Origin of the sequence: Luteimonas terrae (genome assembly GCF_004358165.1) — a bacterium.
Classification (GTDB): Bacteria; Pseudomonadota; Gammaproteobacteria; order Xanthomonadales; family Xanthomonadaceae; genus Luteimonas; species Luteimonas terrae.
The window spans coordinates 341,878-368,357 of sequence record NZ_SMTG01000002.1 but is presented as its reverse complement, the minus strand read 5'-3'; the positions used below and the strand labels follow the sequence as shown (position 1 = coordinate 368,357).

The following is a 26,480-nucleotide window of genomic DNA, read 5'->3' as shown; positions in this document are numbered from 1 at the left end:
CCTGCCCGCCGCACGGCAAGGTGCAGCATCGAGACGGTAAGGAAGGACCCGTGCATCAGAGTCCCAGATCGAAAACCTCGCTGTTTGCAGCCTGCATCGCATCGGTCGGCGTTGCGGATGCACACGCTGGACCCGTTGAAGCGTGGGGGCTGATGCGAGAAACCGCGATCGAGGTCTGCAAGCCGCAAGGTCAGCACCATTATCTCGCCAGGCTGGTCTGCCCCGACCGTTCGCACCCGGCTTTCGAGCGCAGCGGCAATGTCGGTCCGTGCCACGATCTGTCCGCGGATACGCAGCCCGGGGAGATCACGCGGCTGACCATCGCCGCGATGGAATATCGGCCACTCGAAGCAGGCGAGGTCGATCACCACATGGTCGACCGATACGAACTGACCTGCGGTCCGCAGACCAGCGAGCTGTATCTCGATATGTACCACTGCGATGCACCTGTGCCACAGGCGGCGCCCGCAGGCTTCTCGATCGCGAACTGAAACCCCGCCAGCCACGACCGCGCGGGTGCGCAGTCGCCCGACAAGCGGCACGTCTAGACGCGCTGGCTCGAGCGCCTGGAATGGCGCAAACGCACGCCATGGGCTTGCGTTCGGGTCAACGCGCGCCCACCTCGACCGTCATGCAGCTCACCCGCGTCCGCAGCTTCCCACCCGTCGTCGATGCCCGCGCCCGCGTGCTGGTGCTCGGCAGCATGCCGGGCGTGGCGTCGCTGGATGCCGATCGCTACTACGCGCATCCGCGCAACCTGTTCTGGCCGATTCTGGGTGCGATCGTCGGCTTCGATCTTGCCCTGCCCTATGACGATCGCATCGCCCGGCTCGGCGATGCGGGCATCGCACTGTGGGACGTTGCCGGCGAGTGCGTACGACCCGGCAGCCTGGATGCGCGCATCGAGGCCGAGAGTGTGGTGCCCAACGACATCGCCGGCCTGCTGGCAGCGTATCCGGGCATCACGCGCGTCCGTTTCAACGGCGCGGCGGCCGAGACGCTGTTCCGGCGGCATGTACTGCCTCCGCTCGATCACGTAACGGACCTGCTGCGCCTGCCGTCGACGAGTCCGGCGCATGCGGCAATGGGGTTCGAGGCCAAGCTGGCGGCGTGGCGGGCGGGATTTGCGTCCGCCTGATCGCCTGTCCCGCAAACGCGGTGCATGTTCAGTGGACGGGCGCGGTCTTCCAATGACGTTGCGCCCGGCAGATTGAAGACGCTGGAGCCTCGCATTGCGGGAATGACGAAGCTCTCGGCGTTGCAACTGCTTCATCTCGACCCGTGGACCGCTGCCACAGGCCGGAAACCGCAACGGTTCGTCCCGCGCACCAGCGGCAGCGCGGCCGTCGGCGCTGTCATGCTGAGCGCCTGCCCTCGCCGACGCCGGAGTCGCCATGACCCTGATCATCAATCCCCGCACTCACGACCTGGGTGGTTTCGAGGTGCGGCGTGCGGTGCCGAGCCTGCAGGCGCGCAGCGTCGGGCCGTTCGTGTTCGTGGACCACATGGGCCCGGCGGTCTTCGAGAAGGGCGCCGGCATCGACGTACGCCCGCATCCGCACATCGGCCTGGCGACGGTCACCTTTCTCTGGTCCGGCACGATCCATCACGCCGACACGCTGGGCGCCTCGCAGGACATCACGGCCGGCGACGTGAACTGGATGACGGCGGGCCGCGGCATCGCCCACGCCGAACGCACGCCGCAGTCGCTGCGCGAAGGCGAGCACCCGCTGCACGGCATGCAGACCTGGGTGGCGTTGCCGAAGGCGTACGAAGAAGTCGCGCCCGAGTTCCACCATCATCCGGCCGCGACCTTGCCGCAGTTCCGCCGCGACGGCGCGTGGGTGCGCGTGATCGCCGGTCGCGGGTTCGGCGAGGAATCCCCGGTGCGCGTGTTCGCCGACACGCTTAATGTCGCGCTGGATCTCGAACCTGACGCCGAGCTGGCGATTCCGCCGTCGCATGCCGAGCGCGCGCTCTACGTGCTCGAAGGCGAGGCGCAGCTCGACGGCGCCGACATCCCGCCGCGCCACCTCGCTGTTCTAGATGCAGGCGCGGTCGCCAGGCTCCGCGCGAAGACGCCGCTCAAGGCCATGCTGTTCGGCGGCGAGCCGCTCGACGGTCCGCGCCACCTGTGGTGGAACTTCGTGTCGTCTTCGAAGGAGCGCATCGAACAGGCCAAGGACGACTGGCGCGCCGGGCGGTTCGGTACCGTGCCGGGCGATCCGGAGTTCATTCCGCTTCCGGAACGGTGACGATTGTCACAAACGATTCCGCGCCGCAGCAGGCGCGGGCGCGTATCGTCGTTCCCTGGGGTGACAGGGGAACATGCTCATGCTTCGTATCCGACCGCTCGCGCTGATCGGCGCGCTGTGCTGTGCCGGCGCCGCGCAGGCGCAGACCGCCAACGACTGTCCGCAGTTGCCGCCCGAGGCCACGGTGCGCTGGGAAGTGCAGCCGGGCCCGGACTTCGTGTTCTGCCGGGCGATGGATCTGGCCAGCGGCCGGCAGGCATTCGCGGTCACCGTCGGGCGCAACGCGAATTTCAAGCCGCGTCGCAACGACCGCGTCGGTGAGCGCGTGACCATCGACGGCACCCGCATCTGGTGGCATGCGCCGGAGAACGAGCTGACCGGAGCACTGGTCCGCGAGACGCTGCTGGAGCTGCCGTCGGGCGACTACGCACACATCATCGTGCGCGCCAGCGACGAGGCCGCATTGACCCGGTCGCTGCACGATGCCGAATCGCTGCACTTCTCGGACGTCCGCCTCGGCAGCAAATAGCCGCGCATCCGACAGGGTTGCCTCAGAACCGGCCCTGCTGGAAATCCACGAACGCCTGCATCAGTTCTTCGCGGGTGTTCATGACGAAGGGGCCGTGGCGCGCCACCGGTTCGCGCAGCGGACGACCGGCGACCACGATCAGGCGCGCGCCGGCATCGCCGGCGGCGAGTTCCAGCCGGCGGCCACCACCGAGCACCGCGAGTTCCTGTGCGGCCAACGGACGCGCAGCCTCGCCTTCGCCAATGTGCAGCGCACCTTCGAATGCATACGCGAATGCGTTGTGGCCCTCGGGCAGGTCGTGGCGCCAGCGGCCGCCGGCCGCCAGCGTGATGTCCAGATAGACCGGATCGGTCGCCGGCTGCGAGATCGGACCGGCGACGCCGTCGACGACGCCGGCAATCACCTTGATCGACACGCCCTCGCCCGCCTGCACCACCGGAATGCGTTCGGGCGCGAATTCCTGGTACTTCGGTGCGGTCATCTTGTCCCGGGCCGGCAGGTTCACCCACAGCTGGAAACCGCGCATGCGGCCGGCTTCCTGCTCGGGCATCTCCGAATGCACCAGTCCGCGACCGGCGGTCATCCACTGCACGCTGCCCGGCACCAGCAGGCCCTCGTTGCCGTGGTTGTCCTTGTGGCGCATGCGGCCGTCGAGCATATAGGTGACGGTCTCGAAGCCACGATGCGGATGGTCAGGAAAGCCGGCCAGATAGTCCTCGGCGCGGTCGGTGCCGAACTCGTCGAGCATCAGGAAGGGATCGAGATCCGGCAGTTGCGGCGTGCCGATCACGCGCGTGAGCTTGACGCCCGCGCCGTCGCTGGCGGGCATGCCACGCAGGTGGCGGAGGATGGTGGCAGCGGTCATCGGCGTGGGTTCCTGTGCGGGCCTGCGCACACGATGCGGGTGCGCAGGGACGATTCCACGCGCACGGGTGGAACGGAGGTTTCCGGCAGGGCAAGCGGGTCCGCGCTCGACGCCCTCCCCCGCTCTGCGGGGGAGGGTTGGGTGGGGGCGAACCGTCGGGTGTGCGCGAACACATGAGCGAGCGATCATGGGCGAGACGGGATCTGCCGCGACCCGACCGTCTGCCCCCATCCCAGCCTTCCCCCGCGAACGGGGGAAGGAGCAAAGCAAGCATCAGCGCGCCGTCAGACGCCAGGCGCGGTGGATGCGCGCATTGCGCTCGAAGTCCGGCGGGATCGTCGCTGGCGTGATCTCTTCGCACTGGGCGAACGCGCTCACCGCGTCGGTGTCGAGCCTGAAACGCCGGAAGTTGTTCGAGAAATACAGCACGCCACCCGGCGCCAACCGCGCGACCGCGGCCTGCAGCAGGCGCACATGCTCGCGCTGGATGTCGAAGTCCTTCGCCCGCGCGGAGTTCGAGAACGTCGGCGGGTCGCAGAAGATCAGGTCGTACTGCGCGGTTTCCGCTTCCAGCCATTGCACCGCATCGGCCTGCACCAGGCGGTGCTTCGCGCCGCCGTAGCCGTTCGCGGCCAGGTTGTCGGCGCACCACTGCAGATAGGTGCCCGACAGGTCGACCGTCGTCGTGGTGCGCGCGCCGCCACCCGCGGCATGCACGGTGGCCGCGCCGGTGTAGCCGAACAGGTTGAGGAAGCGCGTGTCGGCCGCTTCGTCGGCGATGCGCAGGCGCATCGGGCGGTGGTCGAGGAACAGGCCGGTGTCGAGGTAGTCGAACAGGTTCACGCGCAGGTGCACGCGCCCCTCGTCGACCAGCAGGAATTCGTGGCGCGCGTCGAAGCGGCCGTACTTGCTGCCGCCCTTGCCCTTCGAACGCGTCTTCACCGCGATGCGTTCGCGCGGAATGCGGAACACGTCGCGCGCCGCGGCGAGCACGTCGCCGAAGCGGCGTCGGGTCACGGCTTCGGGAATCTCGGCCGGCGCGGCGTATTCCTGGATGTGCAGCCACAGCGGCGCGCCCTCGGCAGTGACGTCGGCCTCGGACTGGATGTAGACGTCGATTGCGGCCGCGTACTCGGGCAGGTCCGCATCGTAGGCGCGGTAGCAGCTCACGCCGTCGCGCTCGCGCCAGGCCTTGAGCTTGCGCAGGTTCTTGCGCAGCCGGTTGGCGACCATCGTCGCGCCTTCGCCCAGTGCCTCCGGCGATTCGCTGACGGCGCGCTGCGGCGGCCGCACCGGGTCGCAGACGATCAGGCTGCACTCGATGGCGCCGTTGAACACCTGGTACTTCTTCTTCGCGCGCAGGCCGGTCGCATGTGCGAGTTCGGCATCGCCGCACAGCAGGCTGGCGCGCCACTCGGGCACCGCACGTGCCAGCGCGTTGCCGAGCGTGCGGTACAGCGCGGGATCGGCGGCGAGCCGAGCGTCGTAGGGCGGATTGCAGGCGACCAGGCCCCGCTTGACCGACTCGGCCAGCGCCGCGTCTTCCTGCGAGGCCGGCGGCACTGGTGCCTGCAGCGTCGCGATGTCGCCGACCTGCCAGTCGATGGCTTCGCGCAGACCGGCGGCGGTCGCGTTCTCGCGCGCGGCGCGGATCGCGTGCGGATCGAGATCGCGGCCGAAGAACACGCTGCGCAGGCGCTGGCGACCGATGCGCTCGCGCGACAGCGCTTCATCGCACAGCACCTGCCAGTGGGCGGCATCGAAACCGCGCCAGCGACTCGGCGCGAGCCCGGCCGAGGCCGCACCACCATCACGCGACAGACCCGGCGCCACGTCGGCGGCCATCAGCGCGCCTTCGATCAGCAGCGTGCCGCTGCCGCACATCGGGTCCAGCAGCGCACCGCCCTCGGCGTACAGCGCCGGCCAGCCGCCGCGCATCAGCACGGCCGCGGCGAGGTTTTCCTTCAACGGCGCCTCGCCCTGCGCGCGCCGCCAGCCGCGGCGATGCAGCGGGCCGCCACCCAGATCGACCGACAGCAGCGCGCGGCCCTTGCGGACCACCAGGCTCAGGCGCAGGTCCGGCGATTCGACATCGACATCCGGACGCGCGCCGGTGGACGCGCGCAGCGCATCGACGATCGCATCCTTGACCCGCTGCGCGGCATAGCGCGCATGGGTGATCGCGCTGCCGGAGACGTGCGGATCGATCGCCAGCGTCATCGTCGCGTCGAGATGTTCCGACCAGTCGATCGCGCGCGCGCCGGCGTACAGCGCATCCTCGTTCTCGCAGGCGTACTCGGCGATCGGCCACAGCACGCGGCTGGCCAGGCGCGACCACAGCACGGCGCGCTGCGCATCGTGCAGCGTGCCTTCGACGTTGGCGCCGGCGGTGGTCGCGGTGGCGTGCGCGCAGCCGAGCGCGATCAGCTCGTCGACGAGCAGGTATTCGAGGCCCTTGGCGCAGCTTGCGAAGAATTTCATGGGGTGTGGTCGGATTCGGGAACGGAGTCCGTCATCCCCGCGCGGGCCGGGATGACGTTTGCACAGTGCGCTGCGTGGCGCGCTGGCGGGATCAGAGCGTCCGCAGCAGCGCCGCGAACGCGTCGGCCGAGGCCTCGACGTGCGCGGACAGGCGGTGGGTGTCGTCGACCAGCAGCAGCCGGCCGCGGCGCGCGCAGGTCCAGCCGACGACGTCGGCGGCGGGAATGAGTTCGTCGTCCCAGCCATGCACGACCGACAGCGGCACCTCGGCGGCCTGCAGCGGATGCGCCGCATCCAGACGCACCGGCGGCGCCATCAGGAACAGGCCGGCAACCGGCACCTGCAGCGAGACGTGTCCGGCGATCCACGCGCCCAGGCTCGAGCCGGCCAGCACCAGTGGGCCACGCGACGCGGCGTCCATCGCCAGGCGCTGCAGGCGCTCGATGCGCGCGGCGACATCGCCGAGCGGGCTGATCTCGCGCCTGGCGTCGAGGTCGGTGTAGTCGGGGCGCTCGGCGGTCCAGCCGAGGCGCTCGGCGGCGTCGGCCAGCGCGGCCACCTTGGTGGCGTCCGGGCCGCTTTCGAAGCCGTGCGAGAGGATGCAGTGCCCGCGCGCGCTCATGCGTCCACCCATTCGACGGCGTCGCCCAGCCGCACCACGCCGCCCTCGATCACGCGCGCGCACAGGCCGCCCATGGCGCGCATCGCGTTGTAGCCGCCGGGGCCCAGGGTCTCTTCCATCTTCGAGCAGGGATCGCAGGGCGACGTGCCCTCGAGCAGGGCCGTGCCGACGCGGAAACGCCGGCCCTTGAGCGCGATCACCGGAATGCCGGACACCACCAGATTGCGACGCAGCACGGCCGGATCGACCGTCGCGTGGCCGCTGAGCGCGGCGATCGCGGGCAGATGTTCGGCCTGGATCAGGGTGATGCCGCGCTTGCCGCTGCCGCCGGTGTAGCGGTCGCCGGTCAGCCCTGCGCCGGTCACGGCGACGGCGCTGTCGACGATCTCGACCAGGACATCGCGGGCCGGCCGCAGGCCGATCCAGTCCACCGTGCCGGCGCGCGGGAACTGCGTCATCAGCGCGCGCAACGCGGACTCTGGCGGGGGATTTCTCATGTGCCAATGGTATCCGATCGGTCCTGCGGCCCTCGCCGGAATACCGGCTCGAGCCGTCCCCGCTGTCGCAGGGGCGGACGCAGGTCGCGCGTGTCCACACTGCAGCTACCATCACTGCCATGTCATCGCCAACGATCCAGCGCCAGCCCCTGCCCTACGTCGACCTGCTGGCCGCGCGGCCGGTCGGAGACGTCACGCTGGTCGTCGTCCACTGCACCGAACTGCCGGATCTCGCGACCGCAAGGTCGTACGGCGAGCGCGTGCTCTACGACAGCGGCACCGGCGCCAGCGGGCACTGGTACATCGACCGCGACGGGACGATCGTCGAGTACGTGCCGGCGGGGCGCGTCGCCCATCACGTGCGCGGACACAACGTGCAGTCGGTCGGTATCGAACTGGTCAACGCCGGCCGCTTCCCGGACTGGTACGACAGCCGCCGCCAGGCGATGAACGAGGCCTATCCGCCGGCCCAGATCGAGGCGCTGGTCGCCCTGCTCGACCAGCTGCGCGGTGCACTGCCGGCCCTGCGCGACATCGCCGGCCACGAGGATCTGGACACCGATCGCGTCGCCGCGAGCGACGATCCGGCCTTGACCGTTGCGCGCAAGCGCGACCCCGGCCCGCTGTTTCCATGGGACGACGTGCTTTTGCGGGTACCGCTGCGCCGGATCGGCGTCTGAACGTCCGCGTCAGGGCACCCGGCCGGCCCCACCTATAATCGGCATCCGGCCCGCACCCGCGCGCCGCTCCCCATGTCCGGCCCCGCGATGACCCCGCCCGTTTCCGAACTGATCGACCTGCTCAGCCTCGAGCGCCTCGAAGACAACCTGTTTCGCGGCCAGAGCCGCGACATCGGCACCAAATACGTGTTTGGTGGCCAGGTGCTGGGCCAGGCGCTGTCCGCCGCGCAGGCGACGATGGACAGCCCGCGCCCGGCACATTCGCTGCACGCCTACTTCCTGCGCGCGGGCAACATCGAAGCGCCCATCGTTTACGACGTCGACCGCACGCGCGATGGCGGCAGCTTCTCGGTGCGGCGCGTGACCGCGATCCAGCACGGCAAGGTGATCTTCTTCTGCGCGGCCTCGTTTCAGGAGGAGGAAGCCGGCGCCGAGCACCAGCTGTCGATGCCGGAAGTGCCCGCGCCCGAGGATCTCGAACCGCAGGATCCCCTGCCCGCCGCGGTGCTGGCGAAGCTGCCGGTCAAGGTGCAGCGCTGGCTCGACCGCAGCGGACCGTTCGAATTCCGCCATGTGTATCCGCGCGACGAACTGCACCCGCCTAAGCGGCCGCCGTTCCAGCAGATGTGGTTCCGCCTGACCGGCCCGGTCGACGACACGCCGGCGCTGCACCGCGCGCTGCTGGCCTACGCGTCCGATTTCCAGCTGCTGGGCACGGCGACCTTCCCGCACGGCATCAGCTATTACCAGCCCAACGTGCAGATGGCCTCGCTCGACCACGCGCTGTGGTTCCACCGCCCGTTCCGGGTGGACGACTGGCTGCTGTATTCGCTCGACAGCCCCAGCGCGCAGGGCGCGCGCGGGCTCGCGCGCGGGCAGATCTTCGACCGCGCCGGCCGTCTGGTCGCCAGCAGCGCGCAGGAAGGCATGATCCGCGTACTGCCGGGCGACGCACCCGCGCCGAAGGCCGGCTGATGCGTCAGGTCTTCTCCAGCCCCCGCCTCGAGAACGTCGAACGCGTCGCGGCGCTGCTGCGCGAGGCCGGCATCGAGGTGCAGATCCTCAACGGCCGCTCCTACAAGGGCAACCGGCGCAGCAGCTTCAGCTATCGCGAGGATGCCGGCGGTCCGAAACCGGCGGTGTGGGTCACGCGCTCCGACGAGCAACCGCGTGCACGCGAACTGCTCCGCGAAGCCGGCCTGCTGCAGGGCCAGGCCTCGACCCGCAGCTACCTGCCGCAGGACGGTCTGGTGTTCGCGGCCGAGACCACCGCGGCGCCGAAGCGGCGCATGACCCGCGCGGCGAAGATCCGCTACACCCTGCTCGGCGGCGCGGTGCTGGTCATCGCGCTGTCGTGGGTGGCCAAGCCCGCACCCGACACGCGCGTGGCGGCGGCACCCACGACTGCGCCGGAACCTGCCTTGGACATGGTGCCGCCGACCGTCGAGGCCAGCGTCAACCGCATCCCGGTGCCCCGCGCGCTTGCCACCACGGTGCTGGCCGATGCGCTGACGCGCGCGGCCGGACCGGTCTGCGTGGCGATCGACGGCGATACGCCGCCCGCCCCGCTGCTGGCCGAACTCGAAGCCGGCTATCCCGACGTGCGCCCCGCCTCGGCGTGCACCGGCGGCGACGGGCAGGCCGCGTGGCTGGAGGTCGCGAACTACCGCACCGACGGATCCGGCGCCGGCACGCTCGACCTGATCAGCGGCGGCAGCGATGCCACGCAGGGTCTGATCACGCGCGTACTGGACGTGCGCCGCACCGGGACCGACTGGTCGTTCACGCGGTCGGAGTGACGCGCGCGTCCCGGAACGTGGCACGCACCTGCCCGCGCTTGCGGCATCATCGGCAGCGCCGGTCACATCCGGCATCCGGGTGCCGTCAGGGGTGATGGACCCGCCCGCAGGAAGTGCACCTTGAACGCCATCGCCGCCGACCTGGGCCTGGAAGCCCGCATCCACCAGGAGCTGCCTGCCGCACGTGGCGGCGACCAGGCCGCCTACGGCCGCATTGTGCAGATGAGCCAGAACGCGACGACCGCCATCGCGCTGGCGATCACCCGTGACGTGCAGGCCAGCCAGGACATCGCGCAGGAGGCTTATCTCAAGGCCTGGCAGCAGCTCGGCAGGCTGCAGAACACCACCAGCTTCCTGCCCTGGCTGCGGCAGATCACCCGCAACCTCGCCCGCGACTATCTGCGCGCGCGGCGGGAACGCCTGGTTGCCGGGGAAGCGGCCGATATCGCCATCGCCCAGGCGGCCGATCCGGACGCGTGCCCGATGCAGCAGATCATCGACGACGAAACCGGCCGCGTGGCCGCCGATCTGATTTCCGATCTGCCCGACGAGAGTCGCGAAGTCCTGCTGCTCTACTACCGCGAAGGCGGCAACTCGAAGCAGGTCGCCGCCCTGCTCGGCCTGTCGGACGCGGCGGTGCGCAAACGCCTGTCGCGCGCGCGGCGCAGCCTGCGCGAGGACCTGATGGCGCGCTTCCGCGACTTCGCGACGAGTTCCGCGCCCGGCACGGCCTTCACCCTGCTGGTGACCGCGGGCCTGATGGGCTTCGCCAAGCCCGCCACGGCGGGCACCGCCGCGGGCGTCGCGGCCGGCGCTGCATTCGGCACGGGCGTGGCGGGCAAGGCGGCGCTCGGCAGCGCCAGCGCGTTGGGCGCAGCCGGCGTGTCGCTGGTCTTCGGCGGCCTGACGCTGTGGCTGTGCCGGAAGATGGTCGCGCGCTATGCCGACACCGAGGCCGAGCGCCGGGCGATCCTCAAGCTCTACGACCGCTGGTTCGTGTGGGGCTCGCTGGCCGGCGGCCTGCTGGGCGCCGGCATCGGCTTCATGACGGCCAGCAGCCGCATTGCGGACGGCTGGATCCTGCTGTCGGCCGCGATCGCGCTGTTCCTCTACAACTATCCGCTGCTGACCAGCATGCCGCGCCTGATGAATCCGCTGATCGCACGCGACATCGCACGCGATCCCAAGGGCGGCGCGCGGCGCGCTTTGGGCTATCGCCTGATGTTCGGCTCCAGCGGCCTGGTCCTGACGAATGTGGGCCTGATCGGCGTGCTGCTGATCTTCTGGCTCAGGACGGCCTGATCGAATACGCGCGCGTCGCAGGCCGGTGTCGCGTGTCGCGCGCCGTCCATCGGAGATTCGCGGTTGCCCCGATCCGCGCGAAGAAGTCCTGCCGCCGCTGAAACAGGAGAGGCCGCGCAGTGCGCGGCCTCTCGTTGACAACCCGTTCTGCGGACTCAGCGCTGCGGACGCGCCGGACGCAGTTCCTCGCGGCTGAGGAAGCCGTCGCGGTTCTCGTCCAGCCAGTCGAAGCGTTCGGCCAGGCGCGGCATCTTCTCGGCGACTTCGACGCGGCTCAACTTGCCGTCGTTGTTGAGGTCGGCCTCGCGGAACTTGGCATCGAAACGACGTTCGCCTTCGGCGCGGCGCTCGGCGGCCTTCGCGGTGTGCCAGGCACGCAGTTCGCTGCGGGTGAGATAGCCGTCGCGATTGGTGTCGATGACGTCGAAGTTGGCGACCAGATCGAAGCCGCCACCCTTGTGCGGACGCGCGCCGGGGCCGCGCTGCGGGCGTTCGCCGCGTGCCGCCGCCGGGCGTTCCGCGCGCGGTGCGTCGCCCCGTGCCGCGCGTTCGGCGCGGTGCGCGTCGCGACGTGCCTGCATCGCCTGCTGCGCAGCCTGCGCTTCGGCTCGGCTGATGCGGCCGTCCTTGTCGATGTCGAATCGCGCGAGCGCGTCGACGCGATCGCCGCCGTGACCGCGCATGCCGTGGCCGCGATGACGCTCGCCGTCGGGCTTGGTGGCATGCGTGCCGGCTGCAGGGGCCTGCGCGGCCGCAGCGCCGATGGTGGTGATGGAGAGTGCCGCCAGCAGTGCGGTGGTGATGAGGCGCTTTTTCATGTGGATGTCCCGTTGCCGCGGCACCGTGCCGCTGTGCAGGGATCAACGCGCCGGCCACGCGATCCGTTGACGCGGCGTCGGCCTGGTTCAGCCGGCAGCCGGCGAACCGGTCGCGCCGCCTGCGACGCGCGTCGGTATTCTCGCCGCATGCACGACGCCCCGCCGCCCGATCCCGCCCCCGACGCTGCGTCCAGTGATCTGCGCCTGTTCCACACCGCGCCTCATGCCTGCGGGTACTGGTCCGAACGCGAAGCCCGTGATCTGGTGCTCGACCCGCACGATCCCCGCCTGGCCCATGTCTACACCCAGGCCCTGCGCTGGGGCTTTCGCCGCTCCGGCGACATCGTCTATCGCCCGCATTGCGCGCAGTGCCGCGCGTGCGTCGCGGTGCGCATTCCGGTCGAGGATTTCACGCCCAACCGCAGCCAGCGCCGCGCGCTCGCGCGCAATGCCGACATCGAATCGCGCGTGGTGCCGGCCGAACGCAACGACGAGCGCCTGGCGCTGTACCGGCGCTATCTCGTCTCGCGACATCCGGCCGGCGGCATGGACGACCATGGCGCGCACGAGTTCGACCAGTTCCTGATCGGTAGCTGGAACGAGGGCCGCCTGCTGGAACTGCGCCTCCACGGACAGCTGGTGGGCGTCGCGGTGACCGATCTCATCGAGGATGCGCTGTCGGCCGTCTACACTTTCTACGACCCCGACCTCGTGTCACGTGGCCTCGGCACTCTGGCGATCCTGCGCCAGATCGCCTGGGCGCAGCGCGACCGCAGGCGCTACCTGTATCTCGGTTACTGGATCGATGGACACCGCAAGATGGCCTACAAACGCAATTTCCAGCCGCTCGAAGGCTTCGATGGACGCCAGTGGCGCCTGCTGACGGACGCCGCGCGATGAGCCGCACCTTCCTTGTTCCGCTGCTCGCAGGCGCTGCCGTGGTGCTGCTCGCCGCCTGCGTGCGCGTCAACACGCATGGCGAACGACCGGTCGCCACGCGTGCCGGGACGACCGCGCCTGTGCGCATCGCGACCTACAACACCTCGCTCAACAGCGACGAGCCCGGCGGCCTGCTCGCGCGCCTGCAGGGCGACGACGCGGGTGCGCAGAAGGTCGCCGCGGTCCTGCAGCAGGTACGCCCCGACATCGTGCTGCTCAACGAGTTCGACTACGTCGCTGACGGCAGCGCCGCCGAACTCTTCCAGCAGCGCTGGCTCGAACGGGCCCAGCCGGGCGGCGGCGAACCGCTGCGCTATCCCTACCGCTACATCGCACCGGTCAACACCGGCGTGCCGAGCGGGCTGGATCTCGACGACAACGGCAGCGTCGGCGGCGACGGCCGCGACCGCGGCAACGACGCCTGGGGTTACGGCCTGCATCCGGGCCAGTACGGCATGCTGCTGCTCTCGCGCTGGCCGATCGACGCGGCCACCGCGCGCAGCTTCCAGTTGCTGAAGTGGAACGCGATGCCCGACGCACGGCGCCCACGCCATCCCGACGGTCGCCCCTTCCACAGCGATGCGGTGTGGTCGCAGCTGCGGCTGTCCTCGAAGTCGCACTGGGACGTGCAGGTGCACGCCCCGGGCGGCGTGATCCACGTGCTCGCCTCGCACCCGACGCCACCCGCATTCGACGGACCCGAGAAGCGCAACGTCGCCCGCAACCATGACGAGATCCGCTTCTGGACCGAGTATCTGTCGCCGGGCACGCGTGACTGGATGTGCGATGACGCGGGACGCTGTGGCGGGCTGGACGCCGACGCGCGCTTCGTGATCCTGGGCGATCTCAACAACGACCCGGTCGACGGCGCCGGCGATCACACCGCCATCGTCGAGCTGCTCGAACACCCGCGGGTGCTGCGCATGGCGACGCCCCGCAGCGAAGGGGCCATCGAGGCGGCGGAGCAGGATGGCGGCGCCAATGCACAGCACCGCGGCGCAGCGGCACACGACACCGGAAGCTTCGGCCCGCGCGTCGGCAATCTGCGGCTCGACTACGTGCTGCCCTCGGTCGGCCATGCGCTGGTCGGCAGCGGCGTGTTCTGGCCGCGCAGCGATGCCCCGCACGCCGACATCGTCGACGGCACCGACCACCGTCTGGTGTGGGTGGACGTGACGCAGTGATGGAGCGGCCACGCGCAGGCGGCTGATGCCACGCGCCGCGTCGGTTTCTGCGCGGCACGTCGGCGACGCGCTCAGCCGCCGACCGCGTCCGCCAGGCCGCGCAGGGCGGCGGCCACCGTCTGTCGGCGCACCGCATCGCGATCGCCGTCGAACTGGAACAGCGCCGCGCGCGCATAGCCGCCGCGACGCTTCCAGCCGATCCACACCGTGCCCACCGGCTTGTCCTCGCTGCCGCCGCCCGGCCCCGCGATGCCGGTCACCGCGACCGCGACGCTGGCGCCGGAATTCACCAGCGCGCCCGACACCATCTCGATCACCGTCTCGCGGCTCACCGCGCCGTGCGTTTCCAGCGTGTGCGGATTGACGCCCAGCAGCGCCTGCTTGGCCTCGTAGCTGTAGGCCGCCATGCCGCAGTCGAACCAGTCCGAACAGCCGGCGACATCGGTGACCGCCTTCGCGATCCAGCCGCCGGTGCAGCTCTCGGCGGTCACGAGCCGGTGGTGTCGCGCGCGCAGCAACGCGCCGGTCTCGGTGGCCAGCGTGGCGAGCGCGGCATCGGAATGGGTGTCGTGCATGGTCGGGCCCGCGTGGGAAGCCGCCCGTTGTACCGCATCGCGCCGCACGCGTCTCGCCGCTGCCGACGGCGCAGCACGCCCCCCGGACACGCGAACGGCCGGCCCCTCGCGGACCGGCCGTCGCGTCGACACGCAAAATCAGTAGCGCAGGCGCAGCGTGGCGCCGTACATCCGCGGCGCACCCGGGAAGCCGTTATAGGTATTGAGCGGCTGGTTGGGCTGCGGCGTGCCCACGGCCTGCAGCGGACCGTCGAAGCCGACCTGGATGTACTCCGCATCGGTCAGGTTGGTGGCCCACAGCTCCACCATCCAGCGACCGCTGCTGGCGCCGAATCCGACGCGCGCATTGACCACGGTGAAGGCGTCCTGTTCCTTCTCGACGTCGAGATCGGAGCCGGTGTTGTAGTCGGAGGTGTACTTCGCGCCGACATTGAAACGTGCGACCAGTGCATCGCCGACGTCCCATTCGTAGGTCACCGACGCCGAGCCCGACCAGCGGGGCGCGAAGCTCATCGTCGCGCCCGGCAGCTTGTACAGCGCGCCGCCACCCGGCGCGCCCGGGCTGCCGGGCTGCAGGAAGTCGGGGCCCTGGATGTCGTCGCCGTACTTGGTGTCGGCGTACATCAGGCCGCCCTGCAGCATCAGGCCCTGCACGCCCTGCGGCTGCCAGAGGATCTCGGTGTCGATGCCGCGCGAGACCACTTCGGGAATCGAGCGCACGACGAAGCTGGTGCCCAGGAAGCTGTTGAGCTGGAAGTCGTCGTAGGTCTGGTGGAACAGCGCGGCATTGAGCAGCAGCGAACCGCCGGCCCAGGTGGTCTTTGTGCCGAGCTCGTAGCTGTCGACGAATTCACCGGGGAACGAGGTGTCGTCGACCGGCGTGATGCCCGAGCCGCCGCTCGACAGACCGTTGGACGACTGCACGCGGTCGAGGTTGAAGCCGCCACCCTTGTAGCCGCGCGCTGCCGAACCGTAGGCCATGATGTTGTCGTTGAAGCGGTACGCGGCCTTGAGCGTGCCGGACCATTCCTTCTCCTCGCGCGACTGATCGACCACGCGACCGTTGTGCAGCGCATTCGCCCATGGCAGACACATGAAGCCGGCCACCTGCGGCGCGACCGAGCCGAGAATCTGCTGCTGCACCGCCGGCGGCAACGCCGCGATCGGCACGCCACGCGCGGTCAGTGCCGCGGCGACGCGACCGGCCGGGTTGGCGAGCACCGAACCGCAGCCCAGGCTGCCGTTGGGATTGCTGTAGTTCGACAGCAGGTCTTTCTCTTCGCGCGTGTAGCGCAGGCCAAGGGTCAGGTCGAGCTGGTCGGTCGCATGCCAGGTGTTGTTGGTGAACACCGCAAGACTCTTGGAACTCTGCTGGTGACGGTCGAGCGCGCCGAGTCCGGCGAAATTGGTGCCGAACGGGCGGCCCGAGACCTGCGACAGGAAGGTCGCCGGATTGGCCTGGTTGACGGTAATGCCCAGCGGCGCGAGCTGCGCGGCGAGGCCGCCGAGCACCTGCTGCCCGACCAGGGTCGACAGGTACGGCTCGTACTGCGGGCCCACGCGGTAGGACTCGTTGCGGTCCAGTTCCTCGTCCGAATAGAACAGGCCGACCATCCAGTCCAGACGATCGGTCGCGCCGGTCAGGCGGAATTCCTGGCTGAAGGTGTCGAAGCCGGTGTAGGACTCGTTCTTGTCGGCATTGCGGTAAAGGATGTCGGCGGCGGTGAAGTCGTAGTCGAGGCCGTTGATGGCCTCCCATTCGCGCTGCGCGGTGATCGAGGTCAGCGTCGCGCCACCCATTGCGCCGAGTTCCCAGTTCACCTCGGCCGAAACACCCTTCTCCTTGATGTCCTGCTCGGTGCTGCGGTTGCTGTAGGCCACGCGCGCGAAGGGATCGCCGGCGACCGGGAACGGCGGCGACACCACTTCCATCCCCTGCCCGCCGGTCAGCGCGTTGATGACCTGCGAGGTCTGGCCGATAGTGGTGTGCACCGCGGTACAGCAGTTCTCCTCGCGGCTGGTGTAGTCGGCCGAGAACAGGATGTCGACCGCATCGCCAGGCTCGAACAGCAGCTTGCCGCGGAGGGTGTGGAAATTCTGGTCGTAGTCGTCGGTCTCCGTGCGCGGCCCGTTGCCGGTGCGCACGTCCATCCAGCCGTCGCGCTTGCGCTTGGCGGCATAGACGCTGAAGGCGGCACTGTCGCTGAAGGCGTCGTTGTAGGCACCCGACACGCCCAGCGCGCCGTAGTTGCCGGCGGTGATCTCGCCTTCGGCGCTCTGGGCGTAGCTCGGGCGGCGTGTGACCACGTTGATGACACCGGCCGAGGTGTTCTTGCCGAACACCGTGCCCTGCGGGCCCTTGAGCACTTCGATGCGCTCGATCTGCCCAAGGTCGCCGAAGCCCACGCTGTTGCGCGGCCGGTACACGCCGTCGATCACCACGCCCACCGACGATTCGAGGCCGACGTTGTCGCCGACCGTGCCGATGCCGCGGATGCGCGCGGTGGTGATCGCCTCGTTCTGCGTACTGGTCACGGTGAGGCCCGGCACCAGAATCTGCATGTCCTTGATGTCGCGCACGCCCATGTCCTGCACCAGGCGTTCGTCGAGCACGGTCACCGAGATCGGCACGTCCTGGATGGCCTCCTCGCGCTTCTGCGCGGTGACGGTCATCGTCGCCAGTGTGGTCGGCGACTCGTCGGACGAGGTGGTCGATTGCGCCAGGACCGGCGCGGCGACGGTGGTGGCGAGCGCGACGAAAACCGCGCGGGCGAGATGGCGGCGCTGCAACTTCCGTGAATCCATGGTGTCCCCCAGTGACGTGGTGTGGTTTCTTCCCGAAAAACCGACGCCCGACGGCATTGCGCCATCGGATTCCCCGCGGTTCCGGCCTGCGTGGGGGCCATGCCGGACCGTCAAGACAATCGCTTGTCTTGACGGAAACCTAACACGATTCCCGACCCCTGCGAACGGGCCGTTCCGCCCGTCGCGAGGGGGCTCAAACCCGGCCGCCGGGCCCGGGAAATGGCCGTTTCGGGCAGACTATGCGGCCGTTAGACCGAGCGATTCGATGTCCGCGCCCCAGCACACGCCCTTGATGCAGCAGTTCTTCGCCGCCAAGGCCGAACACCCCGACGTGCTGCTGTTCTTCCGCATGGGCGACTTCTACGAACTGTTCTACGACGACGCCCGCAAGGCGGCGCGCCTGCTCGACATCACCCTGACCCAGCGCGGCAATTCGGCCGGCGCGCCGATTCCGATGGCCGGCGTGCCGCATCACGCGTCCGAAGGCTATCTGGCGCGTCTGGTCGCGCTGGGCGAGTCGGTGGCGATCTGCGAGCAGATCGGCGACCCGGCCGCGAGCAAGGGCCTGGTCGAACGCAAGGTCGTGCGCATCGTGACGCCCGGCACCGTCACCGACGAGGCGCTGCTGCAGGAACGTCGCGACACTCTGTTGATGGCGGTCGCACGCAACCGCGCCGGCACCTACGGTCTGGCCTGGGCGGATCTTGCCGGCGGGCGCTTCCTGGTCTGCGAGTGCGCCAACGAAGACATGCTCGAGGCGGAGATCGCGCGTCTCGACCCGGCCGAACTGCTGGTGCCCGATGAGGACGGCTGGCCGGCGTTTCTCGGCGAACGCGGCGGCCTGCGCCGGCGGCCGCCGTGGCTGTTCGACGCCGATTCCGGGCGTCGCCAGCTGCTGCAGTTCTTCGGCCTGCACGATCTCACCGGCTTCGGCATCGACGACCGTCCGTTGGCGATCGCCGCGGCCGGTGCGCTGCTCGGCTACGTGGAGGAAACCCAGAAGCAGCGTCTGCCGCATCTGACTTCGATCGCAGTCGAAAGCAGCGACGGCGCGATCGCGATGAACGCCGCGACGCGCCGGCATCTGGAACTCGACACGCGCGTCGACGGCGATACCCGCAACACCCTGCTGGGCGTACTCGATGCGACGGTCACGCCGATGGGCGGCCGCCTGCTGCGGCGCTGGCTGCATCGCCCGCTGCGCGACCGTGGCGTGCTCGGCGAGCGCCTGCATGCGGTGCAGACACTGATCGACAGCGGCGGCGATGCGGACATCCGCGAACGTTTCCGCGCACTCGGCGATCTGGAGCGCGTGCTCACGCGCATCGCACTGCGTTCGGCGCGTCCGCGCGACCTGTCGACACTGCGCGACGGGCTGGCGATGCTGCCCGACATCCGCAGCCTGCTCGCTCGCCTCGATTCGCCGCGTCTGCGCACGCTGCACGACGGGCTCGGCGAACACGCGGCCGAAGCGCATCTGCTCGCCGGCGCGCTGGTCGAACAGCCACCGGTGCTGGCCCGCGATGGAGGCGTGTTCGCCGACGGCCACGATGCCGAACTGGCCGAACTGCGCCGCCTCAGCACGACCGCCGACCAGTTCCTGGTCGACCTGGAAACCCGCGAACGCGAGAGCAGCGGCATTTCCACCCTGAAAGTCGGCTACAACCGCGTCCACGGCTATTTCATCGAGATTTCCAAGGCGCAGGCCGGCAAGGCGCCGACGCACTACACGCGCCGGCAGACGCTGACCAATGCCGAGCGCTACATCACCGAGGAACTCAAGCAGTTCGAGGACAAGGTGCTGTCGGCGCGCGAGCGTGCGCTGGCCCGCGAGCGCCTGCTGTACGAACAACTGCTCGACGCGCTCAACGATCGCATCGAGGCACTCAAGCACTGCGCCGGTGCGCTGAGCGAACTCGATGTGCTGGCCTGCTTCGCCGAACGCGCCCAGGCGCTGGACTGGTCGCGGCCACAGCTCGTCGACACCGCAGGTGTGTGCATCGAACGCGGCCGCCATCCGGTGGTCGAGGCCGTGCGCCGCGAGCCTTTCGAACCCAACGATCTGGTGCTCGGCGACGACGAGGCGGCCGGCAGGCGCCGCATGCTGGTGATCACCGGTCCGAACATGGGCGGCAAGAGCACCTACATGCGCCAGAACGCGCTGATCGTGCTGCTTGCGCACATCGGCAGCTTCGTGCCGGCGGCGCGGGCGGTGCTCGGTCCGATCGACCGCATCCTCACCCGCATCGGCGCCGGCGACGATCTGGCCAAGGGCCAGTCGACCTTCATGGTCGAGATGGCCGAGACCAGCTACATCCTCCACCACGCTACCGACGCATCGCTGGTGCTGATGGACGAGATCGGTCGTGGCACCTCGACCTACGATGGCCTCGCGCTCGCCGATGCCTGCGCGCGACACCTCGCCGGCACCAACCGCAGCTACACGCTGTTCGCCACGCACTATTTCGAACTCACCGCGCTCGCCCAGCCCGGCAGCGGCATCGCCAACGTGCATCTGGACGCGGTGGAACACCGCGACGCGCAGGGCAACGAAACGCTGGTCTTCATGCATGCGGTCAAGGACGGCCCTGCCGACCGCAGCTTCGGCCTGCAGGTGGCCGCGCTCGCCGGCCTGCCGAAGCAGGTCGTGCGCGATGCGCGCGCGCGTCTGGCCGAACTCGAACAGCGCCGCCACGACAGTCCCGCACCGGCCCCGCTGTCACCGGCCACGCTCGACACACCGCAGCAGATCGGCCTGTTCGCGCCGGCTTCGGCAGCGCTCGAAGCGCTGGCCGGGCTCGACCCCGACGAACTGACGCCCAAGCAGGCGCTCGAAGCGCTGTACCGGGTGCGGGCGCTGCTCTGAGGCCGTCCAACCGACAGCGAGCAGCCTGGGCCGTTGCGTGGACACACGGCCTGCCAGTTCGATAGCTCCACCCTATCGAACAGACGCGAACAATCGATTTCCATCCCTGCATTGACTGCGCCTACCCTGAACGTCCAATCCGGGAGAACGCCAGCCATGTCGACCGAAGCCAAGTGCCCCTTCCACCAGACCGCCGGCGGCGGCACCAGCAATCGCGACTGGTGGCCGAACCAGTTGCGCCTGGATCTGCTGCACCAGCATTCCGCGAAGTCCGACCCGATGGGCGAGGACTTCGACTACGCGGCCGAATTCGCCAAGCTCGACTACGACGGCCTCAAGCGCGACCTCGCCGCGCTGATGACCGATTCGCAGGACTGGTGGCCGGCCGACTTCGGTCACTACGGCGGCCTGTTCGTGCGCATGGCCTGGCACAGTGCCGGCACCTATCGCATCGGTGACGGGCGCGGCGGCGGCGGCCGCGGTCAGCAGCGCTTCGCCCCGCTCAACAGCTGGCCCGACAACGTCAGCCTCGACAAGGCGCGTCGCCTGTTGTGGCCGATCAAGCAGAAGTACGGCCGTGCGATCTCCTGGGCCGATCTGATGATCCTCACCGGCAACGTCGCGCTGGAGACCATGGGCTTCAAGACCTTCGGGTTCGCCGGCGGCCGCCCGGACGTCTGGGAGCCGGACCTCGACGTGTACTGGGGGCGCGAGACCACGTGGCTCGGCGGCGACGTGCGCTATTCGCGCGGCTCGCCCGGTGTGACCGGCGAACCCGGCGAGGGCGTGCTGGTCAAGGACGACGACAGCGAGATCGAGCACACGCGCGATCTGGAGAACCCGCTGGCCGCGGTGCAGATGGGTCTGATCTACGTCAATCCGGAAGGCCCGGACGGCAATCCCGATCCGCTGCTCGCCGCGGCGGACATCCGCGACACCTTCGGCCGCATGGCGATGGCCGACGAGGAAACCGTTGCGCTGATCGCCGGTGGCCACAGCTTCGGCAAGACGCATGGCGCGGCCTCGTCGGACAACGTCGGCGCCGAACCCGAAGCCGATGAACTCGAAGCCCAGGGCTTTGGCTGGCACAACCGCCACGGCAGTGGCCGCGGCCCGGACACCATCACCAGCGGTCTGGAAGTCACGTGGACGCGCACGCCGGCGCAGTGGAGCCACGATTTCTTCGAACTGCTGTTCGCGCACGAGTGGGAACTCGACAAGAGCCCGGCCGGCGCGCAGCAGTGGGTCGCCAAGGATGCGGACGAGGTGATTCCGCACGCCTTCGATCCGTCGAAGAAGCAGAAGCCGCGCATGCTCACCACCGATCTGTCGCTGCGCTTCGATCCCGCGTACGAGAAGATCTCGCGGCGTTTTCTCGAGAATCCGGACCAGTTCGCCGATGCCTTCGCACGCGCGTGGTTCAAGCTGACCCATCGCGACATGGGCCCGCGCGCGCGCTACTTGGGCCCGGAAGTGCCCGACGAAGTGCTGATCTGGCAGGACCCGGTGCCCGCGGTCGATCACCCGCTGATCGACGACGGCGATGTCGCGTCGCTGAAGCAGGCCATCCTCGCCAGCGGGCTGTCGGTGTCGGAACTCGTGTCGACCGCCTGGGCATCGGCTGCGACCTTCCGCGGCGGCGACAAGCGTGGTGGTGCCAATGGCGCGCGCATTCGCCTGGCGCCGCAGAAGTACTGGGCGGTCAACAACCCGCCGCAGCTGACGAAGGTGCTGGCCGCGCTGGAACGGGTGCAGGCTGACTTCAATGGCAAGGCCGCCGGCGGCAAGCAGGTCTCGCTGGCCGATCTGATCGTGCTCGGCGGCGCGGCGGCGGTCGAGAAGGCGGCGAAGGATGCCGGCGTGGCAGTCACCGTGCCGTTCTCGCCCGGTCGCACCGATGCCACGCAGGACCAGACCGATGTCGAATCCTTCGAGGCACTGGAGCCCTGGGCCGATGGCTTCCGCAATTACGCGAAGGGACGTTCGGCGGTGCCGCTGGAGCATCTGCTGATCGACCGCGCGCAGCTGTTGACGCTGACCGCGCCGGAAATGACCGTGCTGGTCGGTGGCCTGCGCGTGCTCGGCGCGAACCACGACGGATCGAAGCACGGTGCGTTCACCGACCGCCCGGGCGTGCTGTCGAACGACTTCTTCCGCAATCTGCTCGACATGGGCACGGCGTGGACGCCGGCGCGTGACGGCGGCTTCGAAGGCAGGTCGCGCGACGGCGACGAAACGCGCTGGCACGGCAGTCGCGTGGACCTGGTATTCGGTTCGAACTCGGTCCTGCGCGCCGTGGCCGAGGTCTATGCCAGCGACGATGCGCAGGAGAAGTTTGTGCGCGACTTCGTCGCGGCCTGGCACAAGGTGATGGAGCTGGACCGCTTCGATCTGGCCTGATCCTCGCAAGCGACCGGACGCCGATGCATCCGCATCGGCGTTCGCGTTTCCGCAGATGCAGCCGAAGCGATACTCGACGGCCGCTTCGCACCGGAAACACCGCATGACGTTCGACATCCGCAGGCGTCGCCTGCTGCGGGCCGGCACGCTGGCCGCGCTGGCGACGACCTTGCCCGCCTTCGCGCGCACATCGACGTTCGACGCGCGCACGACCGCCGAACAGGCCACCGCCGGTCTCGACCTGCGCGGCCGCACCGTCGTCGTCACCGGGGCGACCTCCGGCATCGGCATGGAGACCATGCGCGTGCTCGCGCTGCGCGGTGCGCATGTGATCGGCACCGCGCGTTCGCGCGCGAGCGGAGACGCGGCTTGCGCCGCAGTCAAAGGCCGCGCGACACCGGTCGTGCTGGATCTCGCGGATTTCGATTCGGGTCGCCGCGAGCGCCGCGATCCGCGCGCTCGACGTGCCGATCGATGCGCTGGTCTGCAACGCGGGCGTCGTGCTCGACGATCTGGAGCAGGTCCGCGGCATCGAGAAGACCTTCGTGGTGAATCATCTCGGTCACTACCTGCTGGTGCGCCGCCTGCTCGATCGCGTGATCGCCGCGCCACAGGGACGCGTGGTCGTGCTCGGCAGCGCCGACGAACGCAACGCGCTGCCCGGCGGGATCCAGTTCGACGATCTGTCGGGTCGCAGCTGGGAGGCGCGCTACGCGCACGCCAAACTCGCCAACGGCCTGTTCTCGCTCGAACTCGCGCGCCGTCTCCGGGACACGCGCGCGACGTCCAACTGCGTCACGCCCGGCCACACGCGCAGCAACATCCTGCGCCACATCGGCAACCGGTATCGCGACGATGCGCGCACCGTGCAGCAGGGCGCCGCAACGCCATCCTGGCTTGCCGCGTCACCGGACGTCTCAGGTCGAAACGGCCTGTTCTGGCGCGATTTCGCACCTGCCGGGCAAAGCGCGCAACAGCGCGACGCGGCGATGGCAAGGCGCCTGCGGGACGTCTCCGGAACGCTGGTGCGCGACTGGTTGTGACTCAGCTCGCGTCGATGTCACCGAGCGCACGGATCAGGCGTCGCGCACGCTTGTCGGGTCGCTGCTCCGGCGCCTGGTAGCCGGCGCGCTGCGCGCGCGCCTGGGCGATGCGCGCCAGCCGTGCTTCGCGCGAAGCGTCGCTTTCGCTGTAAAGCGTCTGCGCCACGCTGGCCGGGCCGCGGGTGTCCGAGAGTCCGGCGACCGCGATCTCGAAGACCTCGTCGCCGCGCACCACGCGCAGGGCATCGCCGATGCGCACCGTCCGCGCGGGTTTCGCACGCTGGCCGCCGACGTCGACCTTGCCGGTCTCGATCGCCTGTTTGGCAAGGCTGCGGGTCTTGAAGAAGCGCGCGGCCCAGAGCCACAGGTCGAGGCGCACGCCGGGTGCAGGAGCGGTGTCGGTCATGCGTCCGATATCGGTGCGCCGGCCGGGAGTTCAAGCCGGGCGCGGAATCCGCCCGGTCGATTGTCGAGCACCAGGCGACCGCCGTAGCCAGCCGCCACGCCGTCGACGATCGACAAGCCCAGACCATGGCCGGGCATGCGCGTGTCCAGCCGCACACCGCGTTGCAGCGCCTGCGCGATCGCGTCGGGCTGCATGCCGGGGCCGTCGTCGTCGACCGCGATGTGGATCGACGCGCCGTCGCGCCAGGCGTGGAGACGCACCTGTGCGCGCGACCACTTCACCGCGTTGTCGACGAGATTGCCGAGCATCTCTTCCATATCCTCGCGTGCACCGGCGAACGTGATGTCCTGTGCGATGTCGCAGGCCAGCGTCACACGCTCGCCCGCGGTCTGCGTGAACAGCCTGCACAGCGCGTCGGCGACCGGCGCGACCGGCGTGCGCTGGCGCGTGTCGGCCGCGAAGCCGCCCGCGAGCCGGCGCTCGATCTCGCCACGCATGCGCTGCACCTGCGTGGAGACGACTTCGGCGATGTCGCCGCCAGGTCGCTGCGCCTCGGCCGACAGCACCGCGAGCGGTGTCTTGAGCGCGTGCGCCAGATCCTCGGCGGCGTGCCGCGCGCGGGCGACGCGGCGCGCGTGTTCGTCGAGCAGATCGTCGATCTGTTCGGCCAGCGGCGCGGCCTCGGCCGGCCAGCGTTCGGCGCCGAAGCGCACGTCGTCGCCGTTGCGCACGCGCTGCAGGATGCCGCGCATGCGCCGCAGGGGGCGCAGCCCCCATTCGACCTGCCAGGCCAGCAGCGCGAGCAGCGCCGCCGCCGCTGCCGCGAATGCGAGCATCGCGATCTGCCGGAATTCGCGGGTCTCGGCGATCACGTCGCCGCGGTCCGCCGCCACGTAGACCGGAATCGGCTGCGCGACGCCCGGCAGTCGCAGCTGCTGCATGCGCACGCGCAACTGCTGCGCGCGCGGGCCGTCGACATCGACCCACGCCGCCGGACCGCTGCCGGTGGCGCCGGCATCGAGCTCGTCGTCCCACAGCGAACGCGAGCGCAACGCCTCGGCGCCATCGCCGATGCGCCAGTACCAGCCTGAGAACACGCGCGCCCAGCGTTCGTCGGCCGGCTCGCGGCGCAGTTGCCAGCCGCCGTCGCCCCGCGCTTCGAGCAGGCCGGCGAGCGTGGCGAAATCGTCGTCGAGGCGCGCATCGAGCGCACGCTGGCCGGAGCGTTCGAACAGCGCGCCGAGCAGGCCGCCGGCGATCAATGCCGAAACCGCCACGCCCAGCGCGCCGGCCAGCCACAGCCGCCAGCGCAACGACAGCGCACGCGGCGCCTTCATGGCGATTCCGACAGCCGGAACCCCTGCCCGCGCACGGTGTGCAGCAGGGCCACGCCGAGCTTGCGGCGGATCCGGCCGATCAGCACGTCGAGCGCGTTCGAATCGGGGTCGTAGCCATTGTCGTAGACGTGTTCGCCGAGCTCCGCGCGACTGACGACCCGACCGGCGTGGTGGATCAGATACGCGAGGATGCGGTGCTCCTGCGCGGTCAATGCCAATGGGTCGCCGTCGAGCGCGAAGCGTCCCGCGTTCGCGTCGAACTCCAGCGCGCCGCAACGCAGGCGTGGCGAGGCGTGGCCGGTGCTGCGGCGGATCAGCGCCTGCAGGCGCAGCACCAGTTCCTCGATCTGGAACGGCTTGGTCAGATAGTCGTCGGCGCCGGCATTGAAGCCGGCCAGCTTGTCGTGCCAGCGGCTGCGCGCGGTCAGCACCAGTACCGGCAGCGTCAAGCCTGCCTCGCGCCAGCGGTGCAGCACCGAGACACCGTCGAGCGACGGCAACCCGAGATCGAGTACGGCGGCGTCGTAGGCCTCGGTCTGGCCGCGGAATTCGGCATCGGCGCCATCTTCCGCACGATCGACGGCGTAGCCCGCAGCGGCCAGGGCGGCGGCGATGCGCGACGCCAGTTCGACGTCGTCCTCGGCCAGCAGGATGCGCATCAGTCGTCGATCTCGACCTTGAGCAATCGCCCGGAGCGCGCATCGTACTTGAGCTCCACGACACGACCGTCGCGCATCAGGATCTCGATCTCGTATTCGTCATCGTCCTGGTCGAGTTCGACTTCGATGACGCGACCGGGGAAGCGCGTTTCGGCATCGGCCAGCAGGCGCTCGAGGCGCACGTAGTCGCCGCTGCGTACGTTGTCGCGCGCATGGTCGGCGCCGCGATCCTGCGCATCGGCGTGCACCGGCGCGGCGAGCGGCGCTGCGCACAGCAGCGCGACGAGGGCTAAGGACACGGGAATCGGACGCATGGCGCCAGTGTGGCGAGGCCGATTAACGACTTCGTGAACGACTCGATCAGGGCCTCGTTAAGCGCGCTGCGGAGACTGGGCGTCGCACCGGTGATCCACCGGCC

The 26,480-nt window shown here is 69.8% G+C and carries 24 protein-coding genes and 1 pseudogene; 14 read left to right on the top strand and 11 right to left on the bottom strand.

Going from position 1 to position 26,480, the window contains the following annotated elements; all coding sequences use genetic code 11:
• The first annotated feature begins 50 nt into the window (after positions 1–50).
• The 4 genes from E2F49_RS01795 to E2F49_RS01780 all read left to right on the top strand — a co-directional run bounded on the left by E2F49_RS01795 (position 51) and on the right by E2F49_RS01780 (position 2,784).
• Positions 51–491, top strand: a complete 441-nt coding sequence (locus tag E2F49_RS01795; RefSeq protein ID WP_133392366.1) for a hypothetical protein — start codon at positions 51–53, stop codon at positions 489–491.
• A 140-nt stretch (positions 492–631) separates the two neighbouring features.
• The gene (locus E2F49_RS01790; protein ID WP_208004777.1) at positions 632–1,138 is read left to right on the top strand and encodes a DNA-deoxyinosine glycosylase; all 507 of its coding nucleotides are present in this window, start codon (positions 632–634) and stop codon (positions 1,136–1,138) included.
• A gap of 256 nt (positions 1,139–1,394) precedes the next feature.
• Entirely contained in the window at positions 1,395–2,255 is an 861-nt protein-coding gene (locus E2F49_RS01785; protein ID WP_133392364.1) for a pirin family protein, read from the top strand.
• 79 nt (positions 2,256–2,334) lie between these two features.
• Complete coding sequence (locus E2F49_RS01780) at positions 2,335–2,784, top strand: hypothetical protein (RefSeq protein WP_133392363.1); 450 nt, start codon at positions 2,335–2,337, stop codon at positions 2,782–2,784.
• 22 nt (positions 2,785–2,806) lie between these two features.
• Here E2F49_RS01780 and E2F49_RS01775 read toward each other — a convergent pair whose 3' ends face one another.
• The 4 genes from E2F49_RS01775 to E2F49_RS01760 form a co-directional block, all read right to left on the bottom strand.
• The gene (locus E2F49_RS01775) at positions 2,807–3,649 is read right to left on the bottom strand and encodes a pirin family protein (RefSeq protein WP_133392362.1); all 843 of its coding nucleotides are present in this window, start codon (positions 3,647–3,649) and stop codon (positions 2,807–2,809) included.
• Between the two features lie 273 nt (positions 3,650–3,922).
• Complete coding sequence (rlmKL, locus tag E2F49_RS01770) at positions 3,923–6,130, bottom strand: bifunctional 23S rRNA (guanine(2069)-N(7))-methyltransferase RlmK/23S rRNA (guanine(2445)-N(2))-methyltransferase RlmL (RefSeq protein WP_133392361.1); 2,208 nt, start codon at positions 6,128–6,130, stop codon at positions 3,923–3,925.
• A 91-nt stretch (positions 6,131–6,221) separates the two neighbouring features.
• Entirely contained in the window at positions 6,222–6,752 is a 531-nt protein-coding gene (locus E2F49_RS01765) for an alpha/beta hydrolase (RefSeq protein ID WP_133392360.1), read from the bottom strand.
• A complete protein-coding gene (locus tag E2F49_RS01760) occupies positions 6,749–7,249 on the bottom strand; it encodes an MOSC domain-containing protein (RefSeq protein WP_243713364.1) in 501 nt (166 codons plus the stop codon). The genes E2F49_RS01765 and E2F49_RS01760 overlap by 4 nt, the downstream gene beginning before the upstream one ends.
• A 119-nt stretch (positions 7,250–7,368) precedes the next feature.
• On the opposite strand from E2F49_RS01760, the gene E2F49_RS01755 reads away from it, so the two are divergent.
• The 4 genes from E2F49_RS01755 to E2F49_RS01740 all read left to right on the top strand — a co-directional run bounded on the left by E2F49_RS01755 (position 7,369) and on the right by E2F49_RS01740 (position 11,030).
• Positions 7,369–7,929 carry an N-acetylmuramoyl-L-alanine amidase gene (locus tag E2F49_RS01755; RefSeq protein ID WP_133392359.1) on the top strand — a complete coding sequence of 187 codons (561 nt, stop codon included), beginning with the start codon at positions 7,369–7,371 and terminating at the stop codon, positions 7,927–7,929.
• Between the two features lie 87 nt (positions 7,930–8,016).
• Positions 8,017–8,904, top strand: coding sequence for an acyl-CoA thioesterase II (tesB, locus tag E2F49_RS01750; protein WP_425481325.1), 888 nt, complete (start codon positions 8,017–8,019; stop codon positions 8,902–8,904).
• A complete protein-coding gene (locus E2F49_RS01745; protein ID WP_133392357.1) occupies positions 8,904–9,728 on the top strand; it encodes a putative signal transducing protein in 825 nt (274 codons plus the stop codon). The genes tesB and E2F49_RS01745 overlap by 1 nt, the downstream gene beginning before the upstream one ends.
• Before the next feature lie 120 nt (positions 9,729–9,848).
• On the top strand, positions 9,849–11,030 hold the full coding sequence (locus tag E2F49_RS01740; protein ID WP_425481324.1) for an RNA polymerase sigma factor: 1,182 nt from the start codon (positions 9,849–9,851) through the stop codon (positions 11,028–11,030).
• A 155-nt stretch (positions 11,031–11,185) separates the two neighbouring features.
• Here the strand turns inward: E2F49_RS01740 and E2F49_RS01735 are convergent, their stop codons facing one another.
• Entirely contained in the window at positions 11,186–11,848 is a 663-nt protein-coding gene (locus E2F49_RS01735; RefSeq protein WP_133392356.1) for an EF-hand domain-containing protein, read from the bottom strand.
• A 147-nt stretch (positions 11,849–11,995) separates the two neighbouring features.
• On the opposite strand from E2F49_RS01735, the gene E2F49_RS01730 reads away from it, so the two are divergent.
• Together E2F49_RS01730 and E2F49_RS01725 are read left to right on the top strand one after the other, a co-directional pair.
• Positions 11,996–12,748: an arginyltransferase gene (locus tag E2F49_RS01730; protein ID WP_133392355.1), complete on the top strand. Its 753-nt coding sequence runs from the start codon at positions 11,996–11,998 to the stop codon at positions 12,746–12,748.
• Positions 12,745–13,971, top strand: coding sequence for an endonuclease/exonuclease/phosphatase family protein (locus tag E2F49_RS01725; protein WP_133392354.1), 1,227 nt, complete (start codon positions 12,745–12,747; stop codon positions 13,969–13,971). Before E2F49_RS01730 ends, E2F49_RS01725 begins: the two co-directional genes overlap by 4 nt.
• Before the next feature lie 71 nt (positions 13,972–14,042).
• On the opposite strand, the gene E2F49_RS01720 is transcribed toward E2F49_RS01725, so the two are convergent.
• Positions 14,043–14,546: a CinA family protein gene (locus E2F49_RS01720; RefSeq protein ID WP_133392353.1), complete on the bottom strand. Its 504-nt coding sequence runs from the start codon at positions 14,544–14,546 to the stop codon at positions 14,043–14,045.
• Between the two features lie 138 nt (positions 14,547–14,684).
• Positions 14,685–17,351 carry a TonB-dependent receptor gene (locus tag E2F49_RS01715; RefSeq protein ID WP_133392352.1) on the bottom strand — a complete coding sequence of 889 codons (2,667 nt, stop codon included), beginning with the start codon at positions 17,349–17,351 and terminating at the stop codon, positions 14,685–14,687.
• Between the two features lie 265 nt (positions 17,352–17,616).
• Here E2F49_RS01715 and mutS point away from each other — a divergent pair, with 265 nt between their 5' ends.
• The 4 genes and pseudogenes from mutS (at position 17,617) to E2F49_RS16595 (ending at position 23,660) form a co-directional block, all read left to right on the top strand.
• Positions 17,617–20,217, top strand: coding sequence for a DNA mismatch repair protein MutS (gene mutS, locus E2F49_RS01710; RefSeq protein ID WP_133392351.1), 2,601 nt, complete (start codon positions 17,617–17,619; stop codon positions 20,215–20,217).
• 156 nt (positions 20,218–20,373) lie between these two features.
• Entirely contained in the window at positions 20,374–22,617 is a 2,244-nt protein-coding gene (gene katG, locus E2F49_RS01705) for a catalase/peroxidase HPI (RefSeq protein WP_133392350.1), read from the top strand.
• A 55-nt stretch (positions 22,618–22,672) separates the two neighbouring features.
• Positions 22,673–23,032 (top strand): annotated as a pseudogene (locus E2F49_RS16770) (SDR family NAD(P)-dependent oxidoreductase); the annotation flags it as partial.
• Positions 23,028–23,660: an SDR family NAD(P)-dependent oxidoreductase gene (locus E2F49_RS16595; protein ID WP_341777511.1), complete on the top strand. Its 633-nt coding sequence runs from the start codon at positions 23,028–23,030 to the stop codon at positions 23,658–23,660. The pseudogene E2F49_RS16770 and the gene E2F49_RS16595, both read left to right, overlap by 5 nt.
• Position 23,661: 1 nt before the next feature.
• Here E2F49_RS16595 and E2F49_RS01695 read toward each other — a convergent pair whose 3' ends face one another.
• From E2F49_RS01695 to E2F49_RS01680, 4 genes are read right to left on the bottom strand one after another with little or no spacing between them, the layout of a single operon-like run.
• The gene (locus tag E2F49_RS01695) at positions 23,662–24,066 is read right to left on the bottom strand and encodes an RNA-binding S4 domain-containing protein (protein ID WP_133392348.1); all 405 of its coding nucleotides are present in this window, start codon (positions 24,064–24,066) and stop codon (positions 23,662–23,664) included.
• Positions 24,063–25,403 carry a sensor histidine kinase gene (locus E2F49_RS01690; RefSeq protein ID WP_133392347.1) on the bottom strand — a complete coding sequence of 447 codons (1,341 nt, stop codon included), beginning with the start codon at positions 25,401–25,403 and terminating at the stop codon, positions 24,063–24,065. Before E2F49_RS01690 ends, E2F49_RS01695 begins: the two co-directional genes overlap by 4 nt.
• Positions 25,400–26,062 carry a response regulator transcription factor gene (locus tag E2F49_RS01685; RefSeq protein ID WP_133392346.1) on the bottom strand — a complete coding sequence of 221 codons (663 nt, stop codon included), beginning with the start codon at positions 26,060–26,062 and terminating at the stop codon, positions 25,400–25,402. Before E2F49_RS01685 ends, E2F49_RS01690 begins: the two co-directional genes overlap by 4 nt.
• The gene (locus tag E2F49_RS01680) at positions 26,062–26,376 is read right to left on the bottom strand and encodes a PepSY domain-containing protein (RefSeq protein WP_243713359.1); all 315 of its coding nucleotides are present in this window, start codon (positions 26,374–26,376) and stop codon (positions 26,062–26,064) included. The genes E2F49_RS01685 and E2F49_RS01680 overlap by 1 nt, the downstream gene beginning before the upstream one ends.
• Positions 26,377–26,480: the final 104 nt, after the last annotated feature.

Excerpts from the sequence above, each read along its gene's own strand:
- E2F49_RS01790 (WP_208004777.1), top strand. The coding sequence starts at position 632 with ATGCAGCTCACCCGCGTCCGCAGCTTCCCACCCGTCGTCGATGCCCGC.
- E2F49_RS01785 (WP_133392364.1), top strand. The coding sequence starts at position 1,395 with ATGACCCTGATCATCAATCCCCGCACTCACGACCTGGGTGGTTTCGAG.
- E2F49_RS01780 (WP_133392363.1), top strand. The coding sequence starts at position 2,335 with ATGCTTCGTATCCGACCGCTCGCGCTGATCGGCGCGCTGTGCTGTGCC.
- E2F49_RS01775 (WP_133392362.1), bottom strand. The coding sequence starts at position 3,649 with ATGACCGCTGCCACCATCCTCCGCCACCTGCGTGGCATGCCCGCCAGC.
- rlmKL (WP_133392361.1), bottom strand. The coding sequence starts at position 6,130 with ATGAAATTCTTCGCAAGCTGCGCCAAGGGCCTCGAATACCTGCTCGTC.
- E2F49_RS01765 (WP_133392360.1), bottom strand. The coding sequence starts at position 6,752 with ATGAGCGCGCGCGGGCACTGCATCCTCTCGCACGGCTTCGAAAGCGGC.
- E2F49_RS01760 (WP_243713364.1), bottom strand. The coding sequence starts at position 7,249 with ATGAGAAATCCCCCGCCAGAGTCCGCGTTGCGCGCGCTGATGACGCAG.
- E2F49_RS01755 (WP_133392359.1), top strand. The coding sequence starts at position 7,369 with ATGTCATCGCCAACGATCCAGCGCCAGCCCCTGCCCTACGTCGACCTG.
- tesB (WP_425481325.1), top strand. The coding sequence starts at position 8,017 with ATGACCCCGCCCGTTTCCGAACTGATCGACCTGCTCAGCCTCGAGCGC.
- E2F49_RS01745 (WP_133392357.1), top strand. The coding sequence starts at position 8,904 with ATGCGTCAGGTCTTCTCCAGCCCCCGCCTCGAGAACGTCGAACGCGTC.
- E2F49_RS01735 (WP_133392356.1), bottom strand. The coding sequence starts at position 11,848 with ATGAAAAAGCGCCTCATCACCACCGCACTGCTGGCGGCACTCTCCATC.
- E2F49_RS01730 (WP_133392355.1), top strand. The coding sequence starts at position 11,996 with ATGCACGACGCCCCGCCGCCCGATCCCGCCCCCGACGCTGCGTCCAGT.
- E2F49_RS01725 (WP_133392354.1), top strand. The coding sequence starts at position 12,745 with ATGAGCCGCACCTTCCTTGTTCCGCTGCTCGCAGGCGCTGCCGTGGTG.
- E2F49_RS01720 (WP_133392353.1), bottom strand. The coding sequence starts at position 14,546 with ATGCACGACACCCATTCCGATGCCGCGCTCGCCACGCTGGCCACCGAG.
- E2F49_RS01715 (WP_133392352.1), bottom strand. The coding sequence starts at position 17,351 with ATGGATTCACGGAAGTTGCAGCGCCGCCATCTCGCCCGCGCGGTTTTC.
- mutS (WP_133392351.1), top strand. The coding sequence starts at position 17,617 with ATGTCCGCGCCCCAGCACACGCCCTTGATGCAGCAGTTCTTCGCCGCC.
- katG (WP_133392350.1), top strand. The coding sequence starts at position 20,374 with ATGTCGACCGAAGCCAAGTGCCCCTTCCACCAGACCGCCGGCGGCGGC.
- E2F49_RS01695 (WP_133392348.1), bottom strand. The coding sequence starts at position 24,066 with ATGACCGACACCGCTCCTGCACCCGGCGTGCGCCTCGACCTGTGGCTC.
- E2F49_RS01690 (WP_133392347.1), bottom strand. The coding sequence starts at position 25,403 with ATGAAGGCGCCGCGTGCGCTGTCGTTGCGCTGGCGGCTGTGGCTGGCC.
- E2F49_RS01685 (WP_133392346.1), bottom strand. The coding sequence starts at position 26,062 with ATGCGCATCCTGCTGGCCGAGGACGACGTCGAACTGGCGTCGCGCATC.
- E2F49_RS01680 (WP_243713359.1), bottom strand. The coding sequence starts at position 26,376 with ATGCGTCCGATTCCCGTGTCCTTAGCCCTCGTCGCGCTGCTGTGCGCA.